Consider the following 23930-nt stretch of genomic DNA (forward strand, 5'->3'; position numbering starts at 1 on the left):
TTCGAATTGTAAAATTAATGTTAACAATATTTTTGGCTTATGAGCAAGTAAATACTCTTAATTAGTTTAGGACAATCTCCCTATATTGTTTTGAAAAAAGTCTAAAAAAGCCCGTGTTTTTAAAGGAATACTTCTACTTTGATATAAAACACTTAACTGTTGTGCTGCAGGATCTTTAGTTAACTTTATTCTTCTGATTTTATTATTATTTTGGCAAGTGTAGTCTGGTAGTTTTACTATGCCTAAACCTCTTTGCATTGCCTCTAAACGCATTTCAGGGCTGGGAAGTACGACTCTACTATCAATAGGAACGACTTGTAGTGTGTTTTTATTTCGAAAAATCCATTGTTCTTGTGGATTAGTTAAAATGCATGATTCATTAATTAACTGCTCTGGTTTTGATAATTTACTGACGTCGTAATCACGCGATGCAAATAATGATTGTGGGAAGCTTAATAGCGTTTTAGCTATCCAATTAGATGCTTTTAGTGGTGTTTCGTGTAGTACAAAAGTGAGATCTGTAGTGTGGTTGATTTTTGGTATTACACCTGAGTAATGGGCGCAAGTTAAGTTGATTTTTGGATACTGTTTAGCAAAGTCAGTTATTAATTCGCTAATAATACGGCTGAAAAACTCTATCGGTAAAAGAATGTTAAGTTGCCCTTTTGGTTCATTAATTAATGAGCCAACTTCTTCTTCTACTTTCAATAATGCTTCGATATGAGGTTTACTTTTTTGATAAAGAAGCTGGCCACTTTGTGTGAGTTCTTGGCTTCTTGTTGTTCGGATCAGAAGCTGGGTCGATAGCTGTTTTTCTAGTTGTACTAAATGACGGCTCAACTTTGATTTTGGCATATTGAGTTTTTTTGCACCAAGGGTAAATGAGCCTGACTCCACTAAAACATTAAACATATATAAATCATCTAAACTAGCTTTCATCAGTTATCCATTTAATTAGATTTTAAACGTAAATTTAAACACTGTTCTAAATTTAGAACAATGTTTTTAATGTTTGCTATCTAATCAAAGTAATGCTGTTTCTTTAGACTGAGGGCAACTAAATAGCAATGGAAGTAAAGTTATGTCGAAAGTAAATGAAATTTTAGCGTGTGATTTTGAGGTTGAAGTAGAAAACTTTGAAGGTGGTGTTTTAGTCGATTTTTATGCACCTTGGTGCGGACCTTGTAAAATGATTGCACCTATAGTTGATGCTATTTCACAAGAGCGAGACGATATAAAAGTTGTTAAAGTGGATGCGGATAAATCTCAAGAGCTTATGGTGCGTTTTGGTATTCGGGGTATTCCAACATTATTGTTAATGAAACAAGGCAAAGTGGTTGATACTAAAGTGGGCGCGGCCTCGCTATCACAAATAAGAGAATTCACAGCTCAAGTTTAAAGCTTTGTAAAAACTGTTAATGAAACTAGGGGAGAGCCCCCTAGTTTAGTTTCAATATTAGTTATATCCCAAAATAAAGTCATGCTCCTCCTCAAATAATAAGTTGAATGCTTCATCTTGAAGGGGTTCTTTCAATGAGGGCGTTATGCTTTTCAAAGTTTCAAAAATACTAGTAGTGGCATTTTGTTCAGCTTGAGAGTCAGATAATAAAGTTAAATAAGTCATGTGAGTACTCCAATGGTTAAGTCACACATTTAAGAATGCATACTCAATACCAAGTTTTAGCGCTATGATTTATATCTAGTTGTTAGTTGTTACTGGCAAATTGCAAAAAAAGTAGCAAAGGGGAATTGCATTTTGCCACTGTATTTTGAAAAACTTAAGGGGCATATTCCTTTAAACATGACTTTAATTTATCAATATCAATTGGTTTAGCCAAATGCGCATTACAGCCAGCTTCAAAAGCGCGAGTAATATCTTCAGGCATGACATCCGCTGTGAGTGTGATAATAGGTATATGTTGTGTATTAGGTAGGCTCCTAATAAGTGCTGTTGCTTTATAGCCGTCTAACACTGGCATCTGGCAATCCATAAGTACCATATCAAACTCTTCATCTTTAATGGCTTGCACTGCTTCTTGTCCGTTTTCAACAATAACAGGATCAATACCAAAAGACTCCAGCATATTTTTAATTACAATTTGATTTATATGGTTATCTTCAGCGACAAGTAATTTTAGTCCTGATAAGTCAGATTTTTGAGTGCTTTCATGGTTATTTTGTTCGGTAATTTTTTCTAAGGTATCTAGTTTTAAGTTTAAACTAAATTGAGATCCTTGGTTAAATTCACTTTCTACAGATATTTTTCCACCCATTAATAAGCTTAACTCTCTTGAGATTGTTAATCCTAAACCAGTACCTCCGAATCGCCTTGACGTAGATGTATCGGCCTGAGTAAAGGCATCAAATAAATTTTTGATAGCTTCAGGTTTTAACCCTATGCCCGTATCTTTAACTGTTATCTCTACATGTGCTTTATTTAAATGAAGTTCAGTGAGTTGTGCTGTGATCGAGACAGATCCTTGCTGTGTAAATTTTAATGCATTACTGCTTAAATTCATTAGAATCTGTTCAATTCTAGTCGGGTCGCCTACATACCATAAATTCTTGGGTAAGTTATCTGTCACAATCCAATTTATATCTTTTTCTTTGGCTGTTGTTTCAAATAGGCAGTCCATTCTATTTAATAATTCATGCATATTAAAAGCGGTTTTTTCTAACACTAACTTATCAGCTTCAATTTTAGAGATATCTAAAATATCATTAACTATATGCAATAATGTTTTTGACGACAGTTCAATTTTATCTATATATGATTTTAGCTCTATTTGATCATGGGCTTGTTTAGATAATTGAGAAAATCCAATAACAGCATTTAAAGGTGTTCTGATTTCATGGCTCATATTCGCTAAAAATCGACTTTTAGCTAAATTTGCATTATCTGAATCCTCTTTTGCTTTGATAAGTTCGAAAGTACGGCTTTTAACCATCGCATTAAGAATGATTTGTCGGTTATTCATTAATAAAATTAATAACATAATAAACGATACAATAAGTACATGAAATACATATAAAACCATTTCTAATCTACTTTGATAATGACTTAAAAAATCATTATTTGGTACTAAGTTCATATGCCAAATTTGATCTGTTAAGTTAAAAACAAGTGATTTAGAGTTACCTGATTTATTTAAGGTCAATTTATTATCGTCAGTATTATTTAAAAAGTTTTCATTACTGCCTTTTTCATATATCTCGTAATCAAATATTTTATTTTGAGATGTGCCAAAAGTCGCTTCAATCATTTTTTGTGCTAAAAATACTCCTGTGGCATAACCTAATAACTCTCGCTTTTGAGTATTTATATTTAAGTTATATACAGGTACAAATAATAAATAACCAGGTTCAGGCTTAGTTGATTGCACTAATTGAATAATAGGTGTGGCTTTGGGTTCGTGATTGAGTTTTGCATTAGCTAAAACCGATTTTCTTTTTTGATTTGAATAAACGTTAAACCCGATCGCATTTTTATTTTCAAGTTCTGGCATTATTAATTTAACAACAACTAAAGGGTCCGTTTCTAATAGTGGGGAGCCTTTAATTTTCATTTTTCTCAGGTATATATTTGACAGTTGCTCTTCAAATTCAAGTATTTGATCTTGTGTTATTAATGGGTTCCAAGAAAGCGCTTTAATACTTGGCTCATTTTTCATTAATTGAGAGGCAAAGTTTTTAAATGATTGACGATCTAAGTCTGGGGTGGTTTGAATAAAGTTTGCTAAGGTTTGAATGTTAACTAAACTATTATTTAGTTGTCGATACAGGCTATTTTCTACTACTTTAAGCTCTTTTTTAGCAAGTTGATTGGCATTGTTGAGGTTATTAGATGAAAACAAGATTGCAGTTAAAGTTACAAATATAAAGAGCAAGCAAGCTGTTGTCATAACCAAAAAGCTCGCTTTTCTTTTTTGTTCATCAATATTTTTAAAATTTAATAAGCTTAATAAAAATGGTGTTGCTAATAAAACCCCTAAAGAGTCACCGAGCCACCATAAAGTGACATTATGCCAATAATTGCTAAAACCATAATCAGGATTAAATTGGCTTAAAGCAAATATGCCGATATTGGGCGAAATTAAATTAACTAAAATACCAACAACGAAAATAAAACCTAAAGCGCGTAAATCTGATTTGAGTTTAAGTGGATTACCCAGCCAATATTTTAATAGTGCGGCGCCAACCATAGCTTGAAAACATGCTCCAAAAGCCATGATCGCAACTTCGATACTGACAATAGAAAAAAAATGCGTGAATGAGGAGTGCTCAATTAAATTGAAAGTCATTGACGAAATGAAAAGCGCAGGAACAAAGCGCCACCACCATAAGTAGCATCCAACTAATGCAATGCCTGCAGGTAACCAAACAGAAACAACTTGTGTTTGCGCTGCTAAACTATAAAGAATTTGCCCTGATAAGGTATAAGATAGTGCTAAAGCCAAATATATAAGCCATGGCCAACGCATTTTAGATACTAGCTCCACTTAATCTCTCTTTTATTATTTATAGAACTTATCCATGTGGTAAATCTTTCTATTTACAATCTAGGATAGGAGAAAAGAGCCTTTATGGAAAGACTCTTTTAGATATTTATCCTTGTTTTTTAAATGTTTGTTTCATCAATTAAAATGTTTTTATCTTCATTAGGTGATTGTGCTTTATCTCTAATATTTTTTTGTACTGTAATGGCTGAAAATAAACTTAAAACATATGACATGGCATAGAACCCTTTCTCACTGAGTAATAAATCAGCGTTGTAAAGTCCAAGTACTAAAAGTGCAATCGCAATACCTGAAGATACCCAAGCCATTAAGTAATATGCTTTTGATGTTTTTATACCTTCCATTTTATCTCGAATTGTTTTTTGTAAAGAAACCATAGAAAACAGACCATAGAGTAAAATAATTAAATAATAGCCTTTTTCATTAAGCGCCATTTGTGCGTTAAATAAAGCTATCCCGAATGCACTTGTGCCTATTGCTAAAGCTGCGATAGAGGCGAATATAAACGATTTTGTTGGAGCGTTTGATACATGTGTCATAGTAATTTCCTTTCACTGTTTTTAGCTTTTTATATTAAAGGTGTCACTTGGTTATCTTTATAAATGATGGCTTTTTCTAATAGCTCATTTTTATTTAAATAATGAGCTATGGTTGAAAAAGTGCTTGTATAGATTTTATTCGGGTGATCTTTTGTTGTTACATCATCCATAAATACTTTTCCGAGCATAAGTTTAAAAGGGCTGATTTTCACTCTTATTGGTTTAAAATAAGCCTTGGCATTAGCCTTCAATCTATCGATATCGGTTGTTTGATAAATTGCAGCGTTAATGACATTTAATGTATGTTCTGTGCAATTTTGAAACTGGTTATTGAACGGATTGGCGATAACCGAATAATTTTCATTGTGTACCTGCTTATTTTTACCACTAGCGATTACTTCAATTAAACGCTGTTGTAATTGAGGTGCCGGAATTATTATTCCAGCTTTCAAAGTTTGTACACCCCAAAAGAAATCAACAGGATAATCTACAACTAGGCTACTTTTATTTAGTTCATCTTCTTTTTGATATAGGTTATGTATTGCATATCCTTGTACTTGCTCACCATTTGTTAAGGTAATTTCAGAATAAACAGCAATGGCAGTATGTGTGAATTTAATACCTTTAGGCAGGTCTTTTTCAGGTCTGCCAGCACGAGCGATAATAAAAGCGCGGGCACCTTGTGATGCCGCATATTTTTCAATGTCTTTAGCAAATATTTTGATTGCACTAGGCTCTAAAACAGCTTGTTGAGTACTATTGCTTCCTGCCCAACTAGGTATTGAACTGAATATAAGAGATATCGCACTGATAATTTGAATAAATGATTTAGTTGATTTCATATGCCAGCTCCTATTTATTTTTTATTATCTTTTTTCATTACCATTTTTGGAGCAGGGTCTACAGTAATTGTTTTTTCTGTAATGACTAATGGACCGCTCTTTGCAGTACTTGCTGCGATGCTAGTGCCTACTGCTAAACTGGCACTACCTGCAACAATTAATGGCACTGCAACTACTGCGCTCGCGACCTTGGTTGTTGAAGCTGCGCCATGAGAGACTGCTAAAGCTGAATGTTTTACCGCTTTGCTAGTATGTTGTGCTGAGTTGTCAGCTATCACAGTGGTGCTTGCTAATGATAAAATTAATAATGCGCTTGTTTTTAAAATAGTTAAATTTTTCATTTTTGTTCACCTTGTATTTATTGTGTGTATTTTGTTGTTGACGAGATGAACAATAGAAAAGGGTAGTGATAATGTAAACTTACTTGTTAAATGTATAACATAGCGTTACTTTAAGTATATTATTACGATACTTTTTGAGTTTGAAAGGTTATGAGTCAAATTATTCAGATCAGCAATACTTTAAAGCAATTGCTTAGACAGCAGCAACTCACCTATAAAGATATCGCTAATCAATTAGGTATGAGTGAAGCAAATATTAAACGCATTTTTTCGTCTAATAGTTTTACATTAGAACGCTTGGAGCAAATATGTGGCTTAATAAATATGAACCTATCGGACTTATTTTTAATTGCGCAAAAACAAAATCAGCAACTAACAGAATTAACCATTGAACAAGAAAAAGAGTTAGTATCTGATTCTCAGCTATTTTTAGTGGCAGTATGCGTTCGAGATGCTTGGACATTTAATGAAATCATTGAGCATTATCAAATAGAATCACTGCAATGCATTCAATTAATGGCAAAATTAGATAAATTAAAGATGATTCAGTTATTGCCTGATAATCATTATAAACTACTCATTGCCCAAGACTTTAGATGGATAAAAAATGGTCCTCTAGAAAGGTTTATGGAAAAAGATGTCATTTCAAAGTTTATAGCATCAACTTTTGATGCACCTAATAGCTTTCGTTTTTATTTAAGAGGGACTTACTCTCAATCATCTATCGATATTATTCAACGTAAATTAAACCAATTAACTAAAGAGGCTGCAGTATTAAATCAGGATGATGCTGCTTTACCCCTAGAAAGTCGTGAACATATAGGTTTATTATTAGCTATGCGACCATGGGAATTATCATTATTTAAAGATATGAGGAGATGGAAATAATTTACCAATATACAAGGTCTACTTTTCTTTAAGTAATAGGCTTTATTAATGACTGAAAATATTTCTTGTGATGCCCACGATTATTTTGAAATAGTATGCATGCGCCAAAGTAAAATAGAAGTGACTACAAAAACAAATGAAACCTTTTTAGGTATCGCTACGGATATTGTTAAACTTCATGATCAGGAAGTATTAACAATAAAGGCTCAAGCACATTTAGCGAAAGTGCCGTTAATTGAGGTGAAAAAATTAACTGCGATAGGTAATCAAGTTACCAGTCATAACTTTTCAGTTGAGTGGTAGTTTTTATTTGTTCGGATAAAAAGTAGTTATGCTAAAGCCCAACCTACAACCAATCTTTAAGATATATGTGTAGGTGGGACTGTTAGCTTATTATCGGAGTCAGTATTGCTTTATATTTTTAACTAGCAGCGCATTTAAATGTCATATTGGTTAAATATGGTTTTCCTAAAGAGGCTTCACCAATGGCCGTGCCAATAGCAACTAAAGCGCCGGCATCATCAACATGACCGTCACCAAAAATCCATAAAGCAGTACTGATGTCATTTACAACTTCTAAACTTTGCTTAGCTTCTAAATAACTCGCTTCGTCTTTTTCACCTTTATAAGATTGTTGCTGATCGACTACATACATTTTTTTATTGTCTTCTTTGCAAAAATGTTTAGCTTGTTTTAAAGCTTCTCGCGTTGCTTGATCTTTCGAAGTTGTCTTTAATACAATGTAATGTGTACCACTAGCATCAGGTACTACGTCATCATGATGTGCGCAGGCACCTAATAAGCTAGTTAGTAATGCGATTGATATAATTTTTTTCATGATGCTATCCTCTTTAGTTTCTGTGGGAAATAATAGCAATCCACTGTGTGTTTGTGGCGTAAAAAATTGTTAGAAACTGCAAGCTAAATCTACATTTTATTACAGAGTCGAAGATGAGTAGATATTTTAATAAAATGGTTAAAATTACTAATAAGTAGTATTAAATTTCAATTATAATAAAGTAAATATTATAAGTCGTTGATAATTATTGTTTTTTTGTTTTGGTCTGTGTTTTGCTTTAAAGAGGAAAGTAAAAAATATAACTATATAAAATGGATAGATTTAAAATGAAAAAGACTCTACTACTAATTGCTGCGCTTTCTACTCCTTTACTTACGGGCTGTATTGTAAAGGTATCAGATGGAGATATAGATACTCACTGGGGAAGTTCAAGTTCATGGCAAGCGTATCATGAGAATAATCGAACAAAAATTTCTCAGTTGAAATTAGGTACAGACTATAAAAGTGTATTATCGGACTTTAATACTCCAGAGTTTTCTGAAGTCATGCAGAAAAATAGTAACGAATACCGAGTGTACTTTTTTGCAACAAGCCAGGATGGTGATATGAGTAAAAAAGCCTGTACTCCGGTCATTTTCAAAAATGGCATATTAGAAGGCTGGGGTGAAATTGCTTACCAAGCAATCTTGTAATTTATAAATATTAATTGATAGGTCTAACTAGCCTGATACCAATAATCAATTTCAAAAATGGCATATTAGAAGGCTGGGGTGAAACTGCTTACCAAGCAATCTTGTAATTTATAAATATTAATTGATAGGTCTAACTAGCCTGATACCAATAATCAATTTCAAAAATGGTATATTAGATGGTTGGGACGAAACTGCGTACCAAACTATCTTGTAAAGAAAGTGTCGAGTGCAACAAGTGCTCGACGTAAATTTTCTTATGGTGTGTTTTACCTGAAACCGATATTATTTCCTTTATCTAAACTTCATATAATAATTAAAAATGAAAACTTTATTTATTTCACTGATGGTAATAATCCTCTGTATTAGCCATAAATCATATGCAAATCCAAAGCAATTAAAGCTTACCGTTCAGGAGTACTTTAATACTTATGCTCAGCGACAAGACTTTAAAAAGTTTATGTCTTTCTATGCAAAAAATGCGACGCTTAAAGATATTATTTATGGCAATGATTTACGAAAAAAAGATGAAATTCAGTCATTTTTGAATTGGCATAATGGCAAGTTTGAACGCTTAGGTCCTGAGCATATTCTTACTGTGACAAATCAAGTTATTGAAAATAAAAAGGCAATCACTGAAGGCTATTTCCACCAATTTAAATTTAATGGTAAAACGTTTGGTCCTTGGCTATTTGTAATGTCATTAGAGTTTAATGAAGACAATAAAATTATTAAACAAACGGATTGGATAAATTACACACCTAGAAAGGATTTTTTAGGTGGCTTGAATATGAATTCTGAGATAAAAAAATAGCCTTGATGATGTTTTAAATATCATTAAGGCTATTATGAAATAAAGATTTATTAAGCTGCTGGTTGCGTCATTTTATGTGGCTGTAAAATATCAAGGAGCTGATCTTCGGTTAATAGGTTTTGTTGTCTAATTAAATCAACAACAGAATCACCTGACATAAGGGCTTGTTTGGCTACTTTAGTTGATGCTTCATAACCTAAATACGGATTAAGTGCTGTGACTAAACCTAGGCTGTTATCTAATAAATCTTTACAACGCTCAGAATTTGCTGTGATACCGTCTACACATAAAGTTCTGAACATGTGTATTGCATTGGTTAATAATTCAATTGAATCTAATACATTTACTGCAATTAAAGGTTCCATTGCATTTAATTGTAATTGTCCAGCCTCTGCCGACATTGAAATAGCTAAGTCATTGCCCATTACTTGATAAGCACATTGGCTTACCGCTTCAGGGATCACTGGGTTTACCTTGCCTGGCATAATTGAGCTACCAGGTTGGCGAGCGGGTAGGTTGATTTCACTTAATCCGGCTCTAGGACCCATACTTAAAAGACGTAAATCATTAGATATTTTTGATAATTTAAGCGCTAAACGTTTTAAAGTTGCAGAATAAATTACAAATGCGCCCATATCTGAGCTGGCTTCAACTAAGTCATCAGCTGGTACAAAGTTTATATTGGTCAATTGCGTTAAAGTATCAATAGCGAGTTTGCCGTAACCTTGTTGTGTATTGATCCCTGTGCCAACAGCTGTGCCACCTAAGTTAACTTCAGTAAGTAACTTTGAAGTATTAGAGATAAGTTTAATATCTTCACCTAAGGTAGATGCAAAGCTTTTAAACTCTTGCCCTAATGTCATAGGAACTGCATCTTGTAATTGGGTTCTGGCGAGTTTGAGAATATCGTTAAATTCATCAGATTTATTTGAAAAGCTTTTAACCAAAGCTTTAATTTCAGCTAATAATTTTTGCTGTTTTAATAAAATGGATAAGCGTACTGCTGTTGGGTAAACATCATTAGTAGACTGCGACATATTTACATCTGTATTTGGATGTAAAAGTGCATACTGGCCTTTGTCATGGCCCATTAGTTCTAAACCAACATTAGCAAGTACTTCATTGATATTCATATTACTAGAAGTACCTGCGCCACCTTGGATCATATCTATTAAGAATTGATCGTCATAATCGCCATTCACTACTTTTACGGCAGCACTGCAAATTGCATTGGTTTTATCGTTATCTAATAACTTTTGTTTATTATTGGCCTGGGCGCAGGCTGCTTTTACCTGAGCTAATGCTTGGATTAATTCAGGATGTTGCTTTAGCTTTTTTCCGGATAATTGAAAATTATCCATAGCGCGCTGGGTTTGAATGCCATAATAAGCGTTATTTGAAATTTGCATGCTGCCGAGTAAATCGGTTTCAGAGCGCATTGTGAGAGAGTTTGCAGCCATGATGTACCTTAGTGTTTGAACGTGGCGCTAAGGTAAATTTAAATTGATGGTTTGACTAATGCCGTTTATGACATAACGTTATGCAAGTTTTGCATAACAGGGCTAAGCAATAGCTATAGTTGGAATCCCTTTAAATGTTGCCATAATGATTCAAGCTCATTTTTTTGATTATCATGACGATATAAGCGTACTTCTAAAGTTGGATGCCATTTTTTTTCACCACATATCGTGAGTTGTTCGTTGGCTAATTCATCATAAATACTAAACTCAGGGATCCAAGCGATGCCTAAACCTTGAATCGCCATCATTTTTAAAGTGTCAGCCATAGGTGCTTCTAATATCTGGCGCATTTTCAGCACTTGTCGATTATTTGTGATGAGCTGATTCACCACGCGACCTAAGTAGATATTATGTTGGTATGACAGAAAAGGAATAGCGCCGCTGTTGTCTGTTAAGCTAAATAAAGGTTTTCCGTTTTCATCGGGCTTGCATACAGGCAGTAACTTTATACTGCCTAATAAAAGTGAATCAGCTTGATATGATGCCAGCAAAGGATCGCTAAACGCTAATAAGTAATCACAGCTTTGATTACTCAGTAAATTAATACAGTCATCAGCATCGGCGACATTTAATCGCGTATTCACTTTATTATTTATTTGGCTTAAATGCTGAGCCAATAAAGGGAATATACCTAATGATAGGGTGTGTGTTGCTGCAATTTTTAAATCAATTTGTTTATCATCGGTTTTATGTAATAAGGCAAGCGTTTGATCTAATTCATTTATAATTTTTTGTGCGCTTTGCTCAAATAAAATGCCTTTATCTGTGAGCTTTAAAGGCTGGTATAAACGATTGATCAGTTTGCAGTCTAAATGATTTTCGAGTGCTTTGATCCTGCGACTAAAAGCGGGTTGTGTAATATGTCTAAGTTGCGCTGCACGCGAAAAATTCTTTGTTTGCGCTAGCACCAAAAAATCTCTTAGCCATTTAGTTTCTACATCCATTCTTTTAATTAATCAGATTAGTTTTGCGTATGCTAACGCATGCTTAGTTTTACGCCTAGCTTTGAATACATTTTTTGCTAATTTTACTATGCTTAAATAAGTTATTTACTGTTTATATAAGGCTAGTAATATGAAACCTTGGTTACTGACTTTTTTCGGTTTAGCTGTTTTTTGGTTATTAACAGATATGCAATCGGAATCCGCTTTTCGCAATTTATTTTCTCCTTTAATGTTTTCTATCTTCACCTTATTAGCTTTTGGAAAAGTAGTGGTATTTTTTGGCGCTACTTCAGGAAATGGAGGTTTTGGTAGTGGTGATGGTGGAGGATTTGGCGGGGGAGGTGATTGCGGTGGTGGGGATGGGGGATGCTAGCTAAGCTTTTTGAAATGGCGCTAATTAGTTCGGTCATCATTATTATCTTTTTCATTTTTTATGGCTATTTTAAATGCCCAAACTACTAATAAAATTAAAATAAAAGGCAATAAAGCTAATGAATATTCAACCCAAAGTGTATTGTGAAAAATAGGCTTCATTAAAAAATGACCAGCTATCACTAAAACAATAGCGATTAGTACTAGCGGTATTATTTTTAATTCACTTTTAGTTGAATGTGTTTTCATTGTGATACTCGTACAATTTTTTGCGTATTGTACTGTATTTTTATTTTAAAAATAACGATATTGTGATGTTAATTAACTATTCAATTAATACAGGCAAGATATGTTGTTCTAATATTTGAGTTAAATTTCTTTGCTCTCTTTGACTTGATTCATAAGCACTGCCTGTTATTGCAATTACAGTATCAATTTGTGGAAATACAAAGATATATTGGCCACCAAAACCATCGGCATAATAAGTATCTAGCTTTTGATTATTGGCAAAGTAGGATGTTATCCACCATTGATATCCATATCCCCAATTCCCTTTATTTATTAATTGTCTTGTAGATTCGGTTATCCAAGATTCGGAGATAACTTGCTGACCTTGCCATTTTCCTTTGTTTAAAAATAATTGACCAAATTTAGCCATATCTCTAGTAGTTAAATATAAGCCGCTGCCAGTGTGTAATTGTCCATCTAGTTTCCAAGTATCAAAGCGAGTGATTTTTAAAGGTTCAAATAAATACTGCTTCATAAACTCAGTGACAGTCATATCAGTAGCATGTTGAAGGATACGTCCTAATCCAAAGCTGACGCCTGTTGAATAAGCAAAGGTTTCACCTGGAGTGGTGCTCATGGGGCGGTCTAATAAAAACTGTATGGGATCTTTTGCATTATTCATTTGGCTATTTAAATTACTGGACTCTAAATAGGATACATTCCATTCATCCCACAATAATCCATGGCGCATGGTGAGCCAGTTTTTTAAAGTGACGTCATTTTTGCTGTCGTGCCAATTTTTATCAAAAGATTTATGTTGAAAATAGTCGATTATTTTAACATTTATATGAGGGATAAAACCTTGATCTATTGCTATGCCAATGAGTGCTGAAGTCATACTCTTTGTCACTGAATTTAATATATGTAAATCAACATTTTTATTGTTGCTCCAGGCATCTGTAAAGTCTAACTTATCTTTTATTTGCTCATGAAAAATTAATTTATTACTTTTGACGATGACAATTGAATCTATAAAGCGATAGCCAAATTCATTGTTATTAATATTGTCCATCAAGGAATTTAATGATGTGCTTTCAACATTTAGCTCATCTAAGCTAGCGGTTTGCCAGCCATCATTAGTTTCTATCGGCTGTTGATATAAATAAGGGGAGGGTGGTGTGTTTGACGCTTGTTCTTTTTTATTTCCAGAATCACAAGCAATCAGTTGAGGTATCAAAAAAATAATGAATAACAATTTTTTTAAATGCATAAGCTCACCGAAACAGAATACATCTATAAACTATAGAAGGCTTAGTAAAATTAGCTGTGTTAATTTTATGAATTAAATGGGGTATAAATTTTAGGCAATAAAAAAGCCCGTTAGGGCTTTTGGAGCAATTTATCGACCGTCACCGATATAATTTTTATGTAGCAAGTAGTAGTTGTACAGAGTACGTTGATTACCTGAGTCAGGAGGTAGGTAATCAATGAGAATGATTATCAGTTAGATCTTTGTTTGAGTCAACCCTTAATTGTAAAATAAATGAAAATAATTACCTTAAATTGGGTCTGGCGCTTTAAAGGTTAAGATCCTAACTATGAATTTCATTAGCGATACAGTGAGTGAACTCCTTTAAGTTGCCACTAAACCATCATCAAGTAATTCTATCTTGAAATTAAAATAGGCATAAATACCACTGACAATTGGGCAGATCAGATTAAAAAAGGCATAAGGTAAATAAGTCATAGTTGCGACACCTAAAGTAACAGCCATATATGCACCACACGTATTCCATGGCACTAATGGGCTAGTAATAGTCGCTGAATCTTCTATTGAGCGACTTAAATTAACCGGGTCTAATCCATGTTTTGCATATTCCACTTTGAGCATGCGACCGGGCAATACAATAGCGATGTATTGATCAGCAGTAATTATATTTGCACCTATACAAGTAGCCAGAGTTGTTATAATTAAACTGGAGCTGCCTTTGACTAAAGTTAACAGTGATTGCACGATACGTTTTAGCATACCGCTGACTTCCATCACTCCGCCAAAAGCCATGGCACATAAAATTAGCCAAATTGTATTGAGCATACCGCTCATGCCGCCTCTACTTAATAATTGATTGATCACAGCATCAGAAGTATTGGCTTCATAACCAGAAAACATAGTGATCCAAATACCTTTTAATGCAGCAATAATAGGTAGTAAGTTGTCATCATTAGCAAATTTAACTATGCCTTCAAATTGAAAAACAAGCGCACATAAAGCCCCTGATAATGAACCTAAAATGACGGTAGGAAATGCAGGTGTTTTTTTATAGGCTAAAAATAGAACAACAACTAATGGCAGTAATAGATGCAAACCGATTGAAAAATCATTATCTAATATCACTAAAATATCATTTAACTGGGTATCTGAGTTAGTTGCATTATTATTAAAACCTAGTATTAAAAAGCCAGTTAATGCGATTGAAATACTGGGTATAGTTGTCCAACTCATATGTTTGATATGTTTAAAAATATCGGTACCCACTATGGCAGGCGCTAGATTTGTAGTATCTGATAATGGCGACATTTTATCACCAAAATAAGCGCCGCTAATGATTGCTCCTGCTGTGATTTCTATATTTAATCCTAGTGCAGCAGCGATACCTATTAAGGCAACACCTATGGTGCCGGCAACAGTCCAAGAACTACCAATACTAATTGCTATTACAGCACAAATTAAACAACTGGCAGCATAAAAATAATCCGGACTTAATAGTTGGATACCGTAATAAATCATGGCTGGTACTGTGCCTGCTAATATCCATGTTCCTATGAGCGCACCCACCGCAAATAAAATAAGTAATGCACCTGTGACTGAAGCAACGCTTTTTACGATTCCAGCCTCAAGTTGTTGCCATTTATAGCCATTTTTTACGGCGACTAATAAAGCGATACAAGCAGCCATAATTAAAGCGATTTGATTGGCACCAGAAGAGCTATCAGATGAAAATAAATAAACAGAAGTTGCAAGCATAATCAAAAGTGCAACGATAGGGGTGAGCGCATCCAGCAAGCTAGGAGTTTTAGTTTGAGACATACGTATTTCCTTATTATATTTTTATGGGTAAATACTATCTTTATGATCCGCACATTTATTTATGGCGGTTTATTCCCAAATCATCTTTCAATTTAGAAGTGATTTGGGAGGGGCTAATTATAAATGCGCTAAGCAGTCCTTTAATTGAGCAATGAAATAATCCACATTGCTTTGATTAAATACGATAGGCGGTTTGATTTTAAGTACGTTATTAAATGGGCCATCTAAGCTAAGTAAAATATTACGTGTTTTGAGCTGCTCAACTAAATATTTAGCTTCTTCTGTGGCGGGTGTTAGGTTTTGGTCTCGTACAAGCTCGGCACCAATAAATAGCCCTAAACCACGTACATCTCCTATGATAGGAAATTGATTTTGCAATTGTCTCAACTGCATCATCATATAGTTGCCAGTCATTATCGCATTCTCTCTTAGCTTATCTTCGCTAATGGTATCGATAACCGCTTTACCTATGGCGCAAGACACTGGGTTTCCGCCAAAGGTATTGAAATATTCCATACCAGTTACAAAAGCATCAGCTACTTTTTTAGTGGTGACAACGGCAGCTAATGGATGTCCATTACCTATAGGTTTACCTAAAGTGACGATATCTGGCACTACATCTTGTGTTTCAAATGCCCACCAATGTGTGCCAACCCGGCCAAATCCAACTTGTACTTCATCAGCAATACATAATCCGCCAGCAGCTCTTATTGAACGATATACAGACCTTAAATAACCATCAGGCATAATTAAATTTCCGCCAACGCCTTGTAGAGATTCACAAATAAAACCACCAACTTGCTTGCCTTGTAAAGTGAGCTGGCTAATGGTTTCACTCACTGATTCTGCATAAGCTTGACCTGTTTTTTCACTCATGCCTTTAAACTTACCGCGATAAGGATCTGGCATAGGCACAATATGAATATTATCTGCAGCGCCGTCGCCACCAGGGCCATTAAATTTATAAGGGCTGATCTCAATCGCTTTGTTGGTATTACCGTGATATGCGCCATCAACAACAATGAGCTCATTAGATTTGTTGTAGCACTGCATTAAACGCATGGCTAATTCATTGGCTTCACTGCCTGAATTAACAAACATCACAACAGATAATTCATCTGGCATTTTGCTTAATAGCGCTTCGCTATATGCAATAATGTTGTTATTTAAATAGCGGGTATTGGTATTAAGCATCGCCATTTGTTTTTGACCTGCTTCAACAACTTTTGGATGACAATGACCAACATGGCAAACATTATTTACCATATCTAAATAAGCGACATTGTTTTCATCTAATAAATATTGGCCTTGGCCTCGTTCAATGATCAGGGGATCTTTGTAAGACACACTTAAAGTTTTAAACAGATTATCTTGTCTTTGTTGTAAAATTTCTTGATGCTGTTGGTTATTTTGAGTTTCAAACTGACATAACCTTTGTAGCTCAAAACCTATGGTTTTTGCATCAAATTTTAATAACTTTTCAATTGCTCGCCATGCAGGCTTAGCTGAAATAAGTAAGTATTCATTATCTGGTTCAGCTTTTATAGCTTGTGCTGAATTACATACGCTGGTGGCTAAGCGCGCACAAATAAGTGGAAATAAAACCCAAGCTTCAGTTGGATTAAGCTTTCTTTGTTGATGATAAGCTAAGGCGATAGTTTTGATGACCGATATAGGGTTGTTTGTATCTAACAGTGCGTAAGTACAAGCAATGGCTAATTCATTTATTTGATAGCTTTTCACCATATCGCCAAAATCAATCACACCTTGTATATCTGAATTTTCATCATGGCTAGATAACAATAAATTGTAATCATTAATATCATTATGTATCACAGCTTGTGGTAATTTTTCAGTAAAAGGGCTAACTTGATGGACAAAAGTCGATAAAATACGTTTTACTTGTTGTTTTTGTGTATCACAACTGAGTTCATGTATTTTACTTTCAATTACCTGCTGTGCATTTTTTAAATCCCAATCAAGATATCGCTCACTAGCATCATGATCAAAATTAACTAATTGGCTATTAAATTTCCCTAGCATTTCACCTAGTTTTTGATGGTGCTGGCAGTTAATATTTTTATGTTCTGAATAAAAAACACCATCAACAAAACTTAACAAGCGCATGTATCTAGGTTGGTTTTGAGTATCAATTAAAAGGGTAATATCTTGATGATTTATATCTGCAATAACTTGGGGAAATTGATACTGTTCAATCGGGTTTTGCTCGATAAACTGCATCATTTTGTTTTGCATATCGAGTTCAGACAAAGGTTCTGCACTATTGGCTATTTTTAAAATATATTTTTTGCTATCTTCAGTTGCAAGTCGGTAATTTAGATCTATATACCCAGGTAGCTTTTTAACTTTTACTAATAAATTGTAATGCTTAGCTACTAATTCCTGAATTTCTGACTCAGAACAATTGGCATCAAATAACGCTAAATTTTCCACAAATAACCCTCTATTTTGACGACTAAATCTTAGTATTTACTATATCGTATAATTTATATCGTTGATAATGTATTTCATTTGTACTATAAATAACACTAATTATTCAAATTCATTTTGCTTATTCAATCAAAAATGTTGAAAAGCAGTCGTCTGAGGTCATTAAATATGAGTAAAGCACATATTTGGTTGCGTGCTGAAACAAAACCATTAGAAGAGCGTATTGCGCTTACCCCAAATGTCGCTAAGAAGCTTTTAGATGCTGGTTTTAAAGTAACAGTTGAAGAGTCTGAGCAAAGCGCTATTTCAAGCCAGCCATATCGTGATATAGGATGTGATATACAGCCTGCACATAGTTGGCGTGAAGCGCCTCTTGATACTATTATTCTTGGTTTAAAAGAGCTTACGGAAGAAAAATGGCCACTAGCGCATAAACATATCCACTTTGCTCACGTATATAAAAATCAGCAAGGTTGGAAAGAAGTGTTGCAACGTTTTACTCAAGGACAAGGTCAATTATTTGATCTTGAATATTTGGTTGATGAAAATAATCGTCGAATAGCAGCTTTTGGTTATTGGGCTGGTTTTGCCGGCGCGGCAGTTGCTTTAAAAGCATTTGCAAGACGTTCACAGCAAATGGCTCCTGTTTTACCTAAATTAGCTTCATCACCAAATCAAGCTGCATTAGTAAATGAAATTAAATCTTTATTATCGCTGAGAGATAAACCAGCTAAAGTTTTGGTGATCGGCGCAAAAGGCCGAAGTGGCCGCGGCGCTGTTGAAATGGCTAAAAGTGTTGGCGCTCAAGTGATTGAGTGGGATATTGAAGAAACTAAAGTTGGCGGACCTTTCCCACAGCTTTTAGAATGTGATGTTGTGGTTAACTGTGTATTTGTTCAAGCTGCACTGCCACCATTTTTAACCACTGAAATGTTACATCAAGCAGATCGTAGATTATCAATTATTTGTGATGTGAGTTGTGATCCGTATGGTGATTATAATCCGCTACCAATTTACGATACATGCACAACATTTTCAGATCCGACACTACGTTTAGTTGAAGGCGATAACCCATTAGATTTAATTGCGATTGATCACTTACCTTCATTATTACCTGTTGAAAGCAGCGAAGATTTTTGTCAGCAATTACTACCGCATTTGTTACAGCTAGATAATTTAGAACAAGGTGTTTGGCAAAGGGCTAATCACGTATTTAATCAAAAAATTAATCAAATATAAGAGAATAACATGAGCACAGTTCATTGGTTAGGCGCAGGACTATCATCACTTCCAGGTATACGCAAAGTTGCATTATCTGGACAAAAGTTAGTGTTATGGAATCGTACGTTAGAAAAAGCACAGCAAGCTGTTTCAAGTTTAAAGATTGATATCCCAGTAAAGCAACTTGATTGGTCATCATTAGAGCAAGAGATACAAGCGGGTGATGTTGTTATTTCTATGTTGCCAGCAACGATGCATGTACAAGTAGCTGAAATTTGTTTGGGTCATAAAGCACATTTTGTATCGAGTAGTTATGTATCGCCTGAAATGCAGGCTTTAGATGAAAAAGCGAAAGCAGCTGATTTAAGTTTTGTAAATGAAGTGGGTTTAGATCCAGGCCTTGATCATTTATTAGCACATGCTTTAGTTGCTAAATATGAAGCATCTGAAAGCTTTGACAAAAATAACCAACATTACTTCCGTTCATATTGTGGTGGTTTTCCAAAAGTAGCCAATGAGTTTAAATATAAATTTTCTTGGTCACCACTGGGTGTTTTAAAAGCACTGAAATCTCCAGCACAGTGGATAGGTGAAGGCGAAATAAAGCGCACAGAAAAACCTTGGTTAGCTTTATCTCATTATGATGTGACTTTGGCTGATGGTTCTAAAGAGACTTTTCAGGCTTATCCAAACCGTGATTCAGTACCATTTCAAGCGCAATATGGCTTTGCAAATGATTGGAATGTACAAGAGTTTGTGCGTGGTACGTTACGTTTAAATGGTTGGGCACAAGCATGGGAAAAATTATTCACTGAAGTTGATACATTAACTGGCGATGCGGGCATGAAACGTTTACAAGTAATCAGTGATGAGCTTTGGGCTAAACATCAATATGACGAAGGCGAATCAGATCGTGTTGTATTATCTGTTGAGCTTGAAGTTAAAGACCCATCAGGCGAAAAAACACTATTTAATGGCAGCTTTGGTGTAGATGAAGCGGGCAATGAAAATGGTTCTGCAATGGCACGTTTAGTGTCTTTAACTGTTGCTATTGCCATTGAGTCTTTAATTGCAGGTGACTTGGTCACAGGTGTATCACCTGCACCTCATGATGAAAAAACCGTTACTAAATGGTTAGATGCTTTAGCTGAGTTAAATGAACATATTTTTAGTCATTAATTTTAGTTGTTTAGTTAAACATATAATTTAATTACCCTCACAGCAGCAAATTTCCTCTTTTATTTGCTGCTTACATAACCTGAGTATTTAAGAATTGAAAAAAGAGAAATATTGGGCTGGGAGGTAATGTGCACTTAGCTATGCAATTTGTTATCTTATATTTTAGTTATTATACCTTTGAGAATATAAATTAAACCTTTAAATATAAATTCAATTCCTAACAAACAGTTAGTTCGTTGGTCTATTTGGCTATTAGTGATCATTCCTGGTATTCCATTTATTTTAGGTTCTCTTGGCTTTATCACATATGCATTTTGGCCTAGAGATTTATCATCGGTCATCAATATCCCTCTTAATTCAAAAGCAGAATTTTTTTCAGTTTCAGCTCATGGAGTAAAAGATAACCCTGATAGTTGGAGTGATGAATTACAAAAGCTTATTAAGCAAAATAATATAGTAAAATCTCAGCAGAATATAAGCCTTAATTGGTCTGAATTTTCCGATAATGTATTTATCTGTTCTGTTTCAGCAAAAAAAATAGGTCATCAATTGGGGCAAAGGCTGCTCAAAGAAACAAAAGTTAAATCAATCCATGTTATAGGTCATAGTTGTGGTGCTTTTGTTGCTTTAGGTTTATGTGAAGCAGTAAAAGAGCAAAGTTCAGATATTAAAATTCAAACGACCTATTTAGATCCTGTGTCAGTTTATGCTGGGGTATGGTGGAATTACGGTATAGATAAATTTGGTACATGTGCTGATTTTAGTGATAGTTATATTGATACCCGGGACGGTGTGCCTGGTAGCAATATTAATTTACCTTATACCGCGACTTTTGATGTGACAGAGCTAGGAGTTAAAAATAATAATATGAAGCCACATAATTGGCCGACACAATATTATTTATCAGCCTATAGAAATAAAAAAGTCCCTTTAATAAAAGAGACTCCTCAACTTCAGAACTATGATTTAGATAAGTTAATAACCACCCATTAAAATTTCATCGTGAAAGATAGATTCTGGCTAATAATATTTTCATGGGCTTTATTAGCAAGTGCATAATCGACTTGTTGTAACTCTAAAGTAAGTTGGCTGTTTTGACCTATATTCCATAACATGCCTAGCGAACCACTGACATTAAACTTACTTTCACTACCGGTTAAACTAGAGTCATAATTAGCCAATGCACCACCTAAACGGGCAGTAAACGCAAATACATTGCCAACAGGTTTGGTTGCTCGTAGTCCAATAAAACCATAATAGTATTCTTGTTTTAAAGTCACACACTCATTAGAAAATTCAGCGGAATCACAAAAACGATTTGATTCATTGTTATGTAAAATAAATTCTGATTCAACGGCTAGCCAGTGATTTAAAATATATCCGCCTTTTATGCCATATTTTGTATTCGGATCACCTAATGTGTCAGAGTCGGTATGATTTAAACCAGCAGTAATGCCTGTATACCACTGAGGTGTAGGCTCTTGTGCTAAACTTAATGAGCTGATTAATAGAAGAGGTAATAAGGCTAATTTATTAATCATGATTCGGATCCTGTAAATTACTTAATACAAATTTTTGTTTTGAATGACTGCTGATCTTATAGGTACCGCCTGCGAAATTTGTATCATTTATGCCTTCAACTTCATTATACAAATTAGCAGTAACTTCACAGTTATCTTCTTCAAGCCCGTAATGTTTTTCAAGGCTATTAGCATCTATCGTTAAGAGTGTTTGCCCAGGCTCTAAATTAAAAGAGATCATGTTAGGTAATGAATTATGAAACTCTCCTAATAAACATTCACCTTGAAGAAATAACTTGCTATTTTTATTTGCCGCTAAATCCCATTCAATAATTAAGTCTTCAGTACTATGGTCAATTGTTTGCGCTTCTTGTGGGGAGATAAATTGTATAAATTCAGGTAATGAAGCCTTTGATTCTAAGGTGTTACCGTTACTACGCTCGAATATAACTTTAAATACATCTCCAGGCATTAAAGGTTGGTCTACTTCTATGTCTGTAAGATAATCTGTGCTGCTATTGTAATCTGGCGTAGAAGTTCTTTTTACCTTTAGCTCAAACTTTTTGTCATCATTTATACTAAGAAATTGCTTTTCATTATTAGAAGAAAAATAAACGACATCATTTGAGTAGTATTCACTATTTGCTTTAATTGCATTCTGAGTTGCCGTGATATTAATATGTTGAAAAATAGTTTGTTCTGGATATTGAGTGGATGGGTTATCTGAACCACAACCAGATAAAAAGTAGGGTATGAAGATTAAGCTAGATAGCTTTATAACATGATTCATTTTATTAGATACTTCCTTGCATTGAGTTGTCAATTTATACCAATTGACCTAATTAGATCTCGCTGAATGAGAACTTACTTAATACAATTGGTTTATGCCCTACTTTAGGGGTTATTAAAGCATGTTATCGGATGATGGTGGAAATTAATACCAGCGCAGGAAAGAGAATTGTATGTTTTTGTAAAGAATTCTTTATTTTATTTATATCAGCTGGTTAGGCTTTTTTTCTAAATTCTCTCGGGGAAATTCCTATAAGCTTTTTAAAGTAACGACCCATATGGCTTTGATTTGAAAAGCCAACTTCTAATGCAATGTCAGCTAAGTTTTGTGTTGAGTGTAATAGTGCATTTTTAACATGTCCTATTCTTACTTTCATTAAATATTCTTGTGGCGTTTGCGCTAAGCTTTCTTTAAACATACGACAAAAATGATACTCACTTAATTGTGCTAATCCTGCTAATTCAGATAGGTATATTTGTCTTTGATAATTAGCATGAATGTAATCACAAACAAGAATACATATTTTAGGAGATAATCCGCCTTTTAATGGTGTTTTTAATTTTGTATTTCCCATGTTTTTCAGCATAGAAATTAAAATGGTATCAGTGACTTGTTCCATTGCCAATTGCATATCATTAGTATGCCAATTAGCTGCTGCCATATTATGGCGAAATAAAGCTTCTAAGCCTAAATCTGGGATAAAAGTGAGTTCAGGTAGTTGCACTGTTCTAGGGTCGATATCAAATACGCTGAGCGCTAACCTTTTAATGTAAGCATCATCAAAGTATAAGTGCATGAACTCTTGCGTATCGCCTAATTGCCATTGGCTATCTGCGCCTTTTGGCATTAAACAAAACTTACCTGGTGCGCCTTTATTGGCTTTAATATCAGTTCGAAAGGTATTGTAGCCGCCAGTTAAATACATGCTCAGCGTATGTTGATTATTATTCTCATAGTATAAATGTTCATCTTTATTGCGGTAATGCGCCCAAGTTAAACCATGTGTTAAAGACTTTTGCCTAACACAGGTTTTTTTTGACAACTCAAAACTGATAGGTTTTTTGTTGAGTGGCTTTTCGATATTAGCATTCATATATAAACAGTAACTGTTAACCATAAAGGGCTCAAGTGTTCAGGAAATAATAACCGCAATATTGTGTTAGTTTTCAAAATATAGTGACAGAAAAA

25 protein-coding genes are annotated in these 23930 nt (G+C 34.3%); 9 read left to right on the plus strand and 16 right to left on the minus strand.

The genetic code is table 11. The features are described 5' to 3' along the window. Positions 1-66 precede the first annotated feature (66 nt). Positions 67-939 carry a LysR family transcriptional regulator gene (locus tag KO527_RS20250; protein WP_216042075.1) on the minus strand — a complete coding sequence of 291 codons (873 nt, stop codon included), beginning with the start codon at positions 937-939 and terminating at the stop codon, positions 67-69. Between the two features lie 142 nt (positions 940-1081). Between KO527_RS20250 and trxA the strand changes: the two genes are divergently transcribed. After that, the gene (trxA, locus tag KO527_RS20255; protein WP_216042076.1) at positions 1082-1399 is read left to right on the plus strand and encodes a thioredoxin; all 318 of its coding nucleotides are present in this window, start codon (positions 1082-1084) and stop codon (positions 1397-1399) included. Between the two features lie 57 nt (positions 1400-1456). On the opposite strand, the gene KO527_RS20260 is transcribed toward trxA, so the two are convergent. The 5 genes from KO527_RS20260 to KO527_RS20280 form a co-directional block, all read right to left on the minus strand. Then, a complete protein-coding gene (locus tag KO527_RS20260; RefSeq protein WP_216042077.1) occupies positions 1457-1624 on the minus strand; it encodes a hypothetical protein in 168 nt (55 codons plus the stop codon). A gap of 154 nt (positions 1625-1778) precedes the next feature. Further along, the gene (locus tag KO527_RS20265; protein ID WP_354668644.1) at positions 1779-4499 is read right to left on the minus strand and encodes a CHASE domain-containing protein; all 2721 of its coding nucleotides are present in this window, start codon (positions 4497-4499) and stop codon (positions 1779-1781) included. A 119-nt stretch (positions 4500-4618) separates the two neighbouring features. Further along, entirely contained in the window at positions 4619-5056 is a 438-nt protein-coding gene (gene yiaA, locus KO527_RS20270) for an inner membrane protein YiaA (protein ID WP_216042078.1), read from the minus strand. A 29-nt stretch (positions 5057-5085) separates the two neighbouring features. Then, positions 5086-5898, minus strand: coding sequence for a DUF2145 domain-containing protein (locus tag KO527_RS20275; protein ID WP_216042079.1), 813 nt, complete (start codon positions 5896-5898; stop codon positions 5086-5088). Between the two features lie 14 nt (positions 5899-5912). Further along, a complete protein-coding gene (locus tag KO527_RS20280; RefSeq protein WP_216042080.1) occupies positions 5913-6239 on the minus strand; it encodes a hypothetical protein in 327 nt (108 codons plus the stop codon). Between the two features lie 150 nt (positions 6240-6389). Here KO527_RS20280 and KO527_RS20285 point away from each other — a divergent pair, with 150 nt between their 5' ends. Continuing rightward, positions 6390-7127: a helix-turn-helix domain-containing protein gene (locus KO527_RS20285; RefSeq protein WP_216042081.1), complete on the plus strand. Its 738-nt coding sequence runs from the start codon at positions 6390-6392 to the stop codon at positions 7125-7127. A 48-nt stretch (positions 7128-7175) separates the two neighbouring features. Further along, positions 7176-7430, plus strand: a complete 255-nt coding sequence (locus tag KO527_RS20290; RefSeq protein WP_216042082.1) for a Rho-binding antiterminator — start codon at positions 7176-7178, stop codon at positions 7428-7430. A gap of 118 nt (positions 7431-7548) precedes the next feature. Here the strand turns inward: KO527_RS20290 and KO527_RS20295 are convergent, their stop codons facing one another. Next, positions 7549-7965, minus strand: a complete 417-nt coding sequence (locus KO527_RS20295) for a hypothetical protein (protein WP_216042083.1) — start codon at positions 7963-7965, stop codon at positions 7549-7551. Between the two features lie 287 nt (positions 7966-8252). Between KO527_RS20295 and KO527_RS20300 the strand changes: the two genes are divergently transcribed. Further along, the gene (locus tag KO527_RS20300; RefSeq protein WP_216042084.1) at positions 8253-8618 is read left to right on the plus strand and encodes a DUF3192 domain-containing protein; all 366 of its coding nucleotides are present in this window, start codon (positions 8253-8255) and stop codon (positions 8616-8618) included. 319 nt (positions 8619-8937) lie between these two features. Beyond that, positions 8938-9429 (plus strand): hypothetical protein, encoded by a 492-nt coding sequence (locus KO527_RS20305; RefSeq protein WP_216042085.1) that lies wholly within the window; start codon positions 8938-8940, stop codon positions 9427-9429. A 50-nt stretch (positions 9430-9479) separates the two neighbouring features. On the opposite strand, the gene KO527_RS20310 is transcribed toward KO527_RS20305, so the two are convergent. Further along, positions 9480-10889, minus strand: a complete 1410-nt coding sequence (locus KO527_RS20310; RefSeq protein WP_216042086.1) for an aspartate ammonia-lyase — start codon at positions 10887-10889, stop codon at positions 9480-9482. A 113-nt stretch (positions 10890-11002) separates the two neighbouring features. Beyond that, complete coding sequence (locus KO527_RS20315) at positions 11003-11893, minus strand: LysR substrate-binding domain-containing protein (RefSeq protein ID WP_252733904.1); 891 nt, start codon at positions 11891-11893, stop codon at positions 11003-11005. A gap of 130 nt (positions 11894-12023) precedes the next feature. On the opposite strand from KO527_RS20315, the gene KO527_RS20320 reads away from it, so the two are divergent. After that, entirely contained in the window at positions 12024-12266 is a 243-nt protein-coding gene (locus tag KO527_RS20320; protein WP_216042088.1) for a hypothetical protein, read from the plus strand. Positions 12267-12286: 20 nt separating this feature from the next. Here KO527_RS20320 and KO527_RS20325 read toward each other — a convergent pair whose 3' ends face one another. The 4 genes from KO527_RS20325 to KO527_RS20340 form a co-directional block, all read right to left on the minus strand. Beyond that, positions 12287-12514 (minus strand): hypothetical protein, encoded by a 228-nt coding sequence (locus KO527_RS20325; RefSeq protein ID WP_042148900.1) that lies wholly within the window; start codon positions 12512-12514, stop codon positions 12287-12289. A 76-nt stretch (positions 12515-12590) separates the two neighbouring features. Next, the gene (locus tag KO527_RS20330; protein WP_216042089.1) at positions 12591-13763 is read right to left on the minus strand and encodes a serine hydrolase; all 1173 of its coding nucleotides are present in this window, start codon (positions 13761-13763) and stop codon (positions 12591-12593) included. Positions 13764-14126: 363 nt separating this feature from the next. Beyond that, on the minus strand, positions 14127-15581 hold the full coding sequence (gene nhaC / locus KO527_RS20335) for a Na+/H+ antiporter NhaC (RefSeq protein ID WP_216042090.1): 1455 nt from the start codon (positions 15579-15581) through the stop codon (positions 14127-14129). Positions 15582-15698: 117 nt separating this feature from the next. Beyond that, complete coding sequence (locus KO527_RS20340; protein WP_216042091.1) at positions 15699-18035, minus strand: aminotransferase class III-fold pyridoxal phosphate-dependent enzyme; 2337 nt, start codon at positions 18033-18035, stop codon at positions 15699-15701. A 165-nt stretch (positions 18036-18200) separates the two neighbouring features. Between KO527_RS20340 and KO527_RS20345 the strand changes: the two genes are divergently transcribed. The 3 genes from KO527_RS20345 (at position 18201) to KO527_RS20355 (ending at position 21425) form a co-directional block, all read left to right on the plus strand. Beyond that, positions 18201-19271 (plus strand): saccharopine dehydrogenase, encoded by a 1071-nt coding sequence (locus KO527_RS20345; RefSeq protein WP_216042092.1) that lies wholly within the window; start codon positions 18201-18203, stop codon positions 19269-19271. 9 nt (positions 19272-19280) lie between these two features. Next, complete coding sequence (locus KO527_RS20350) at positions 19281-20432, plus strand: saccharopine dehydrogenase family protein (protein ID WP_216042093.1); 1152 nt, start codon at positions 19281-19283, stop codon at positions 20430-20432. A 255-nt stretch (positions 20433-20687) separates the two neighbouring features. Then, complete coding sequence (locus KO527_RS20355; RefSeq protein ID WP_216042094.1) at positions 20688-21425, plus strand: hypothetical protein; 738 nt, start codon at positions 20688-20690, stop codon at positions 21423-21425. Here KO527_RS20355 and KO527_RS20360 read toward each other — a convergent pair. The 3 genes from KO527_RS20360 to KO527_RS20370 form a co-directional block, all read right to left on the minus strand. After that, complete coding sequence (locus KO527_RS20360) at positions 21422-21973, minus strand: outer membrane beta-barrel protein (protein ID WP_216042095.1); 552 nt, start codon at positions 21971-21973, stop codon at positions 21422-21424. The two genes, KO527_RS20355 and KO527_RS20360, sit on opposite strands and share 4 nt — an antisense overlap. Beyond that, positions 21966-22742, minus strand: coding sequence for a hypothetical protein (locus KO527_RS20365; protein ID WP_216042096.1), 777 nt, complete (start codon positions 22740-22742; stop codon positions 21966-21968). The genes KO527_RS20360 and KO527_RS20365 overlap by 8 nt, the downstream gene beginning before the upstream one ends. 214 nt (positions 22743-22956) lie before the next feature. After that, positions 22957-23835 (minus strand): AraC family transcriptional regulator, encoded by an 879-nt coding sequence (locus KO527_RS20370; protein ID WP_216042097.1) that lies wholly within the window; start codon positions 23833-23835, stop codon positions 22957-22959. Positions 23836-23930: the final 95 nt, after the last annotated feature.

Source organism: Pseudoalteromonas sp. C2R02 (assembly GCF_018860845.1).
In the GTDB taxonomy this organism is placed as follows: Bacteria; Pseudomonadota; Gammaproteobacteria; order Enterobacterales; family Alteromonadaceae; genus Pseudoalteromonas.

Coding starts and splice junctions, on each gene's coding strand:
- yiaA (WP_216042078.1), bottom strand. CDS start 5,056: ATGACACATGTATCAAACGCTCCAACAAAATCGTTTATATTCGCCTCT.
- trxA (WP_216042076.1), top strand. CDS start 1,082: ATGTCGAAAGTAAATGAAATTTTAGCGTGTGATTTTGAGGTTGAAGTA.
- KO527_RS20315 (WP_252733904.1), bottom strand. CDS start 11,893: ATGGATGTAGAAACTAAATGGCTAAGAGATTTTTTGGTGCTAGCGCAA.
- KO527_RS20345 (WP_216042092.1), top strand. CDS start 18,201: ATGAGTAAAGCACATATTTGGTTGCGTGCTGAAACAAAACCATTAGAA.
- KO527_RS20305 (WP_216042085.1), top strand. CDS start 8,938: ATGAAAACTTTATTTATTTCACTGATGGTAATAATCCTCTGTATTAGC.
- KO527_RS20365 (WP_216042096.1), bottom strand. CDS start 22,742: ATGAATCATGTTATAAAGCTATCTAGCTTAATCTTCATACCCTACTTT.
- KO527_RS20330 (WP_216042089.1), bottom strand. CDS start 13,763: ATGCATTTAAAAAAATTGTTATTCATTATTTTTTTGATACCTCAACTG.
- nhaC (WP_216042090.1), bottom strand. CDS start 15,581: ATGTCTCAAACTAAAACTCCTAGCTTGCTGGATGCGCTCACCCCTATC.
- KO527_RS20250 (WP_216042075.1), bottom strand. CDS start 939: ATGAAAGCTAGTTTAGATGATTTATATATGTTTAATGTTTTAGTGGAG.
- KO527_RS20275 (WP_216042079.1), bottom strand. CDS start 5,898: ATGAAATCAACTAAATCATTTATTCAAATTATCAGTGCGATATCTCTT.
- KO527_RS20360 (WP_216042095.1), bottom strand. CDS start 21,973: ATGATTAATAAATTAGCCTTATTACCTCTTCTATTAATCAGCTCATTA.
- KO527_RS20260 (WP_216042077.1), bottom strand. CDS start 1,624: ATGACTTATTTAACTTTATTATCTGACTCTCAAGCTGAACAAAATGCC.
- KO527_RS20320 (WP_216042088.1), top strand. CDS start 12,024: ATGAAACCTTGGTTACTGACTTTTTTCGGTTTAGCTGTTTTTTGGTTA.
- KO527_RS20280 (WP_216042080.1), bottom strand. CDS start 6,239: ATGAAAAATTTAACTATTTTAAAAACAAGCGCATTATTAATTTTATCA.
- KO527_RS20295 (WP_216042083.1), bottom strand. CDS start 7,965: ATGAAAAAAATTATATCAATCGCATTACTAACTAGCTTATTAGGTGCC.
- KO527_RS20370 (WP_216042097.1), bottom strand. CDS start 23,835: ATGAATGCTAATATCGAAAAGCCACTCAACAAAAAACCTATCAGTTTT.
- KO527_RS20300 (WP_216042084.1), top strand. CDS start 8,253: ATGAAAAAGACTCTACTACTAATTGCTGCGCTTTCTACTCCTTTACTT.
- KO527_RS20285 (WP_216042081.1), top strand. CDS start 6,390: ATGAGTCAAATTATTCAGATCAGCAATACTTTAAAGCAATTGCTTAGA.
- KO527_RS20310 (WP_216042086.1), bottom strand. CDS start 10,889: ATGGCTGCAAACTCTCTCACAATGCGCTCTGAAACCGATTTACTCGGC.
- KO527_RS20290 (WP_216042082.1), top strand. CDS start 7,176: ATGACTGAAAATATTTCTTGTGATGCCCACGATTATTTTGAAATAGTA.
- KO527_RS20325 (WP_042148900.1), bottom strand. CDS start 12,514: ATGAAAACACATTCAACTAAAAGTGAATTAAAAATAATACCGCTAGTA.
- KO527_RS20350 (WP_216042093.1), top strand. CDS start 19,281: ATGAGCACAGTTCATTGGTTAGGCGCAGGACTATCATCACTTCCAGGT.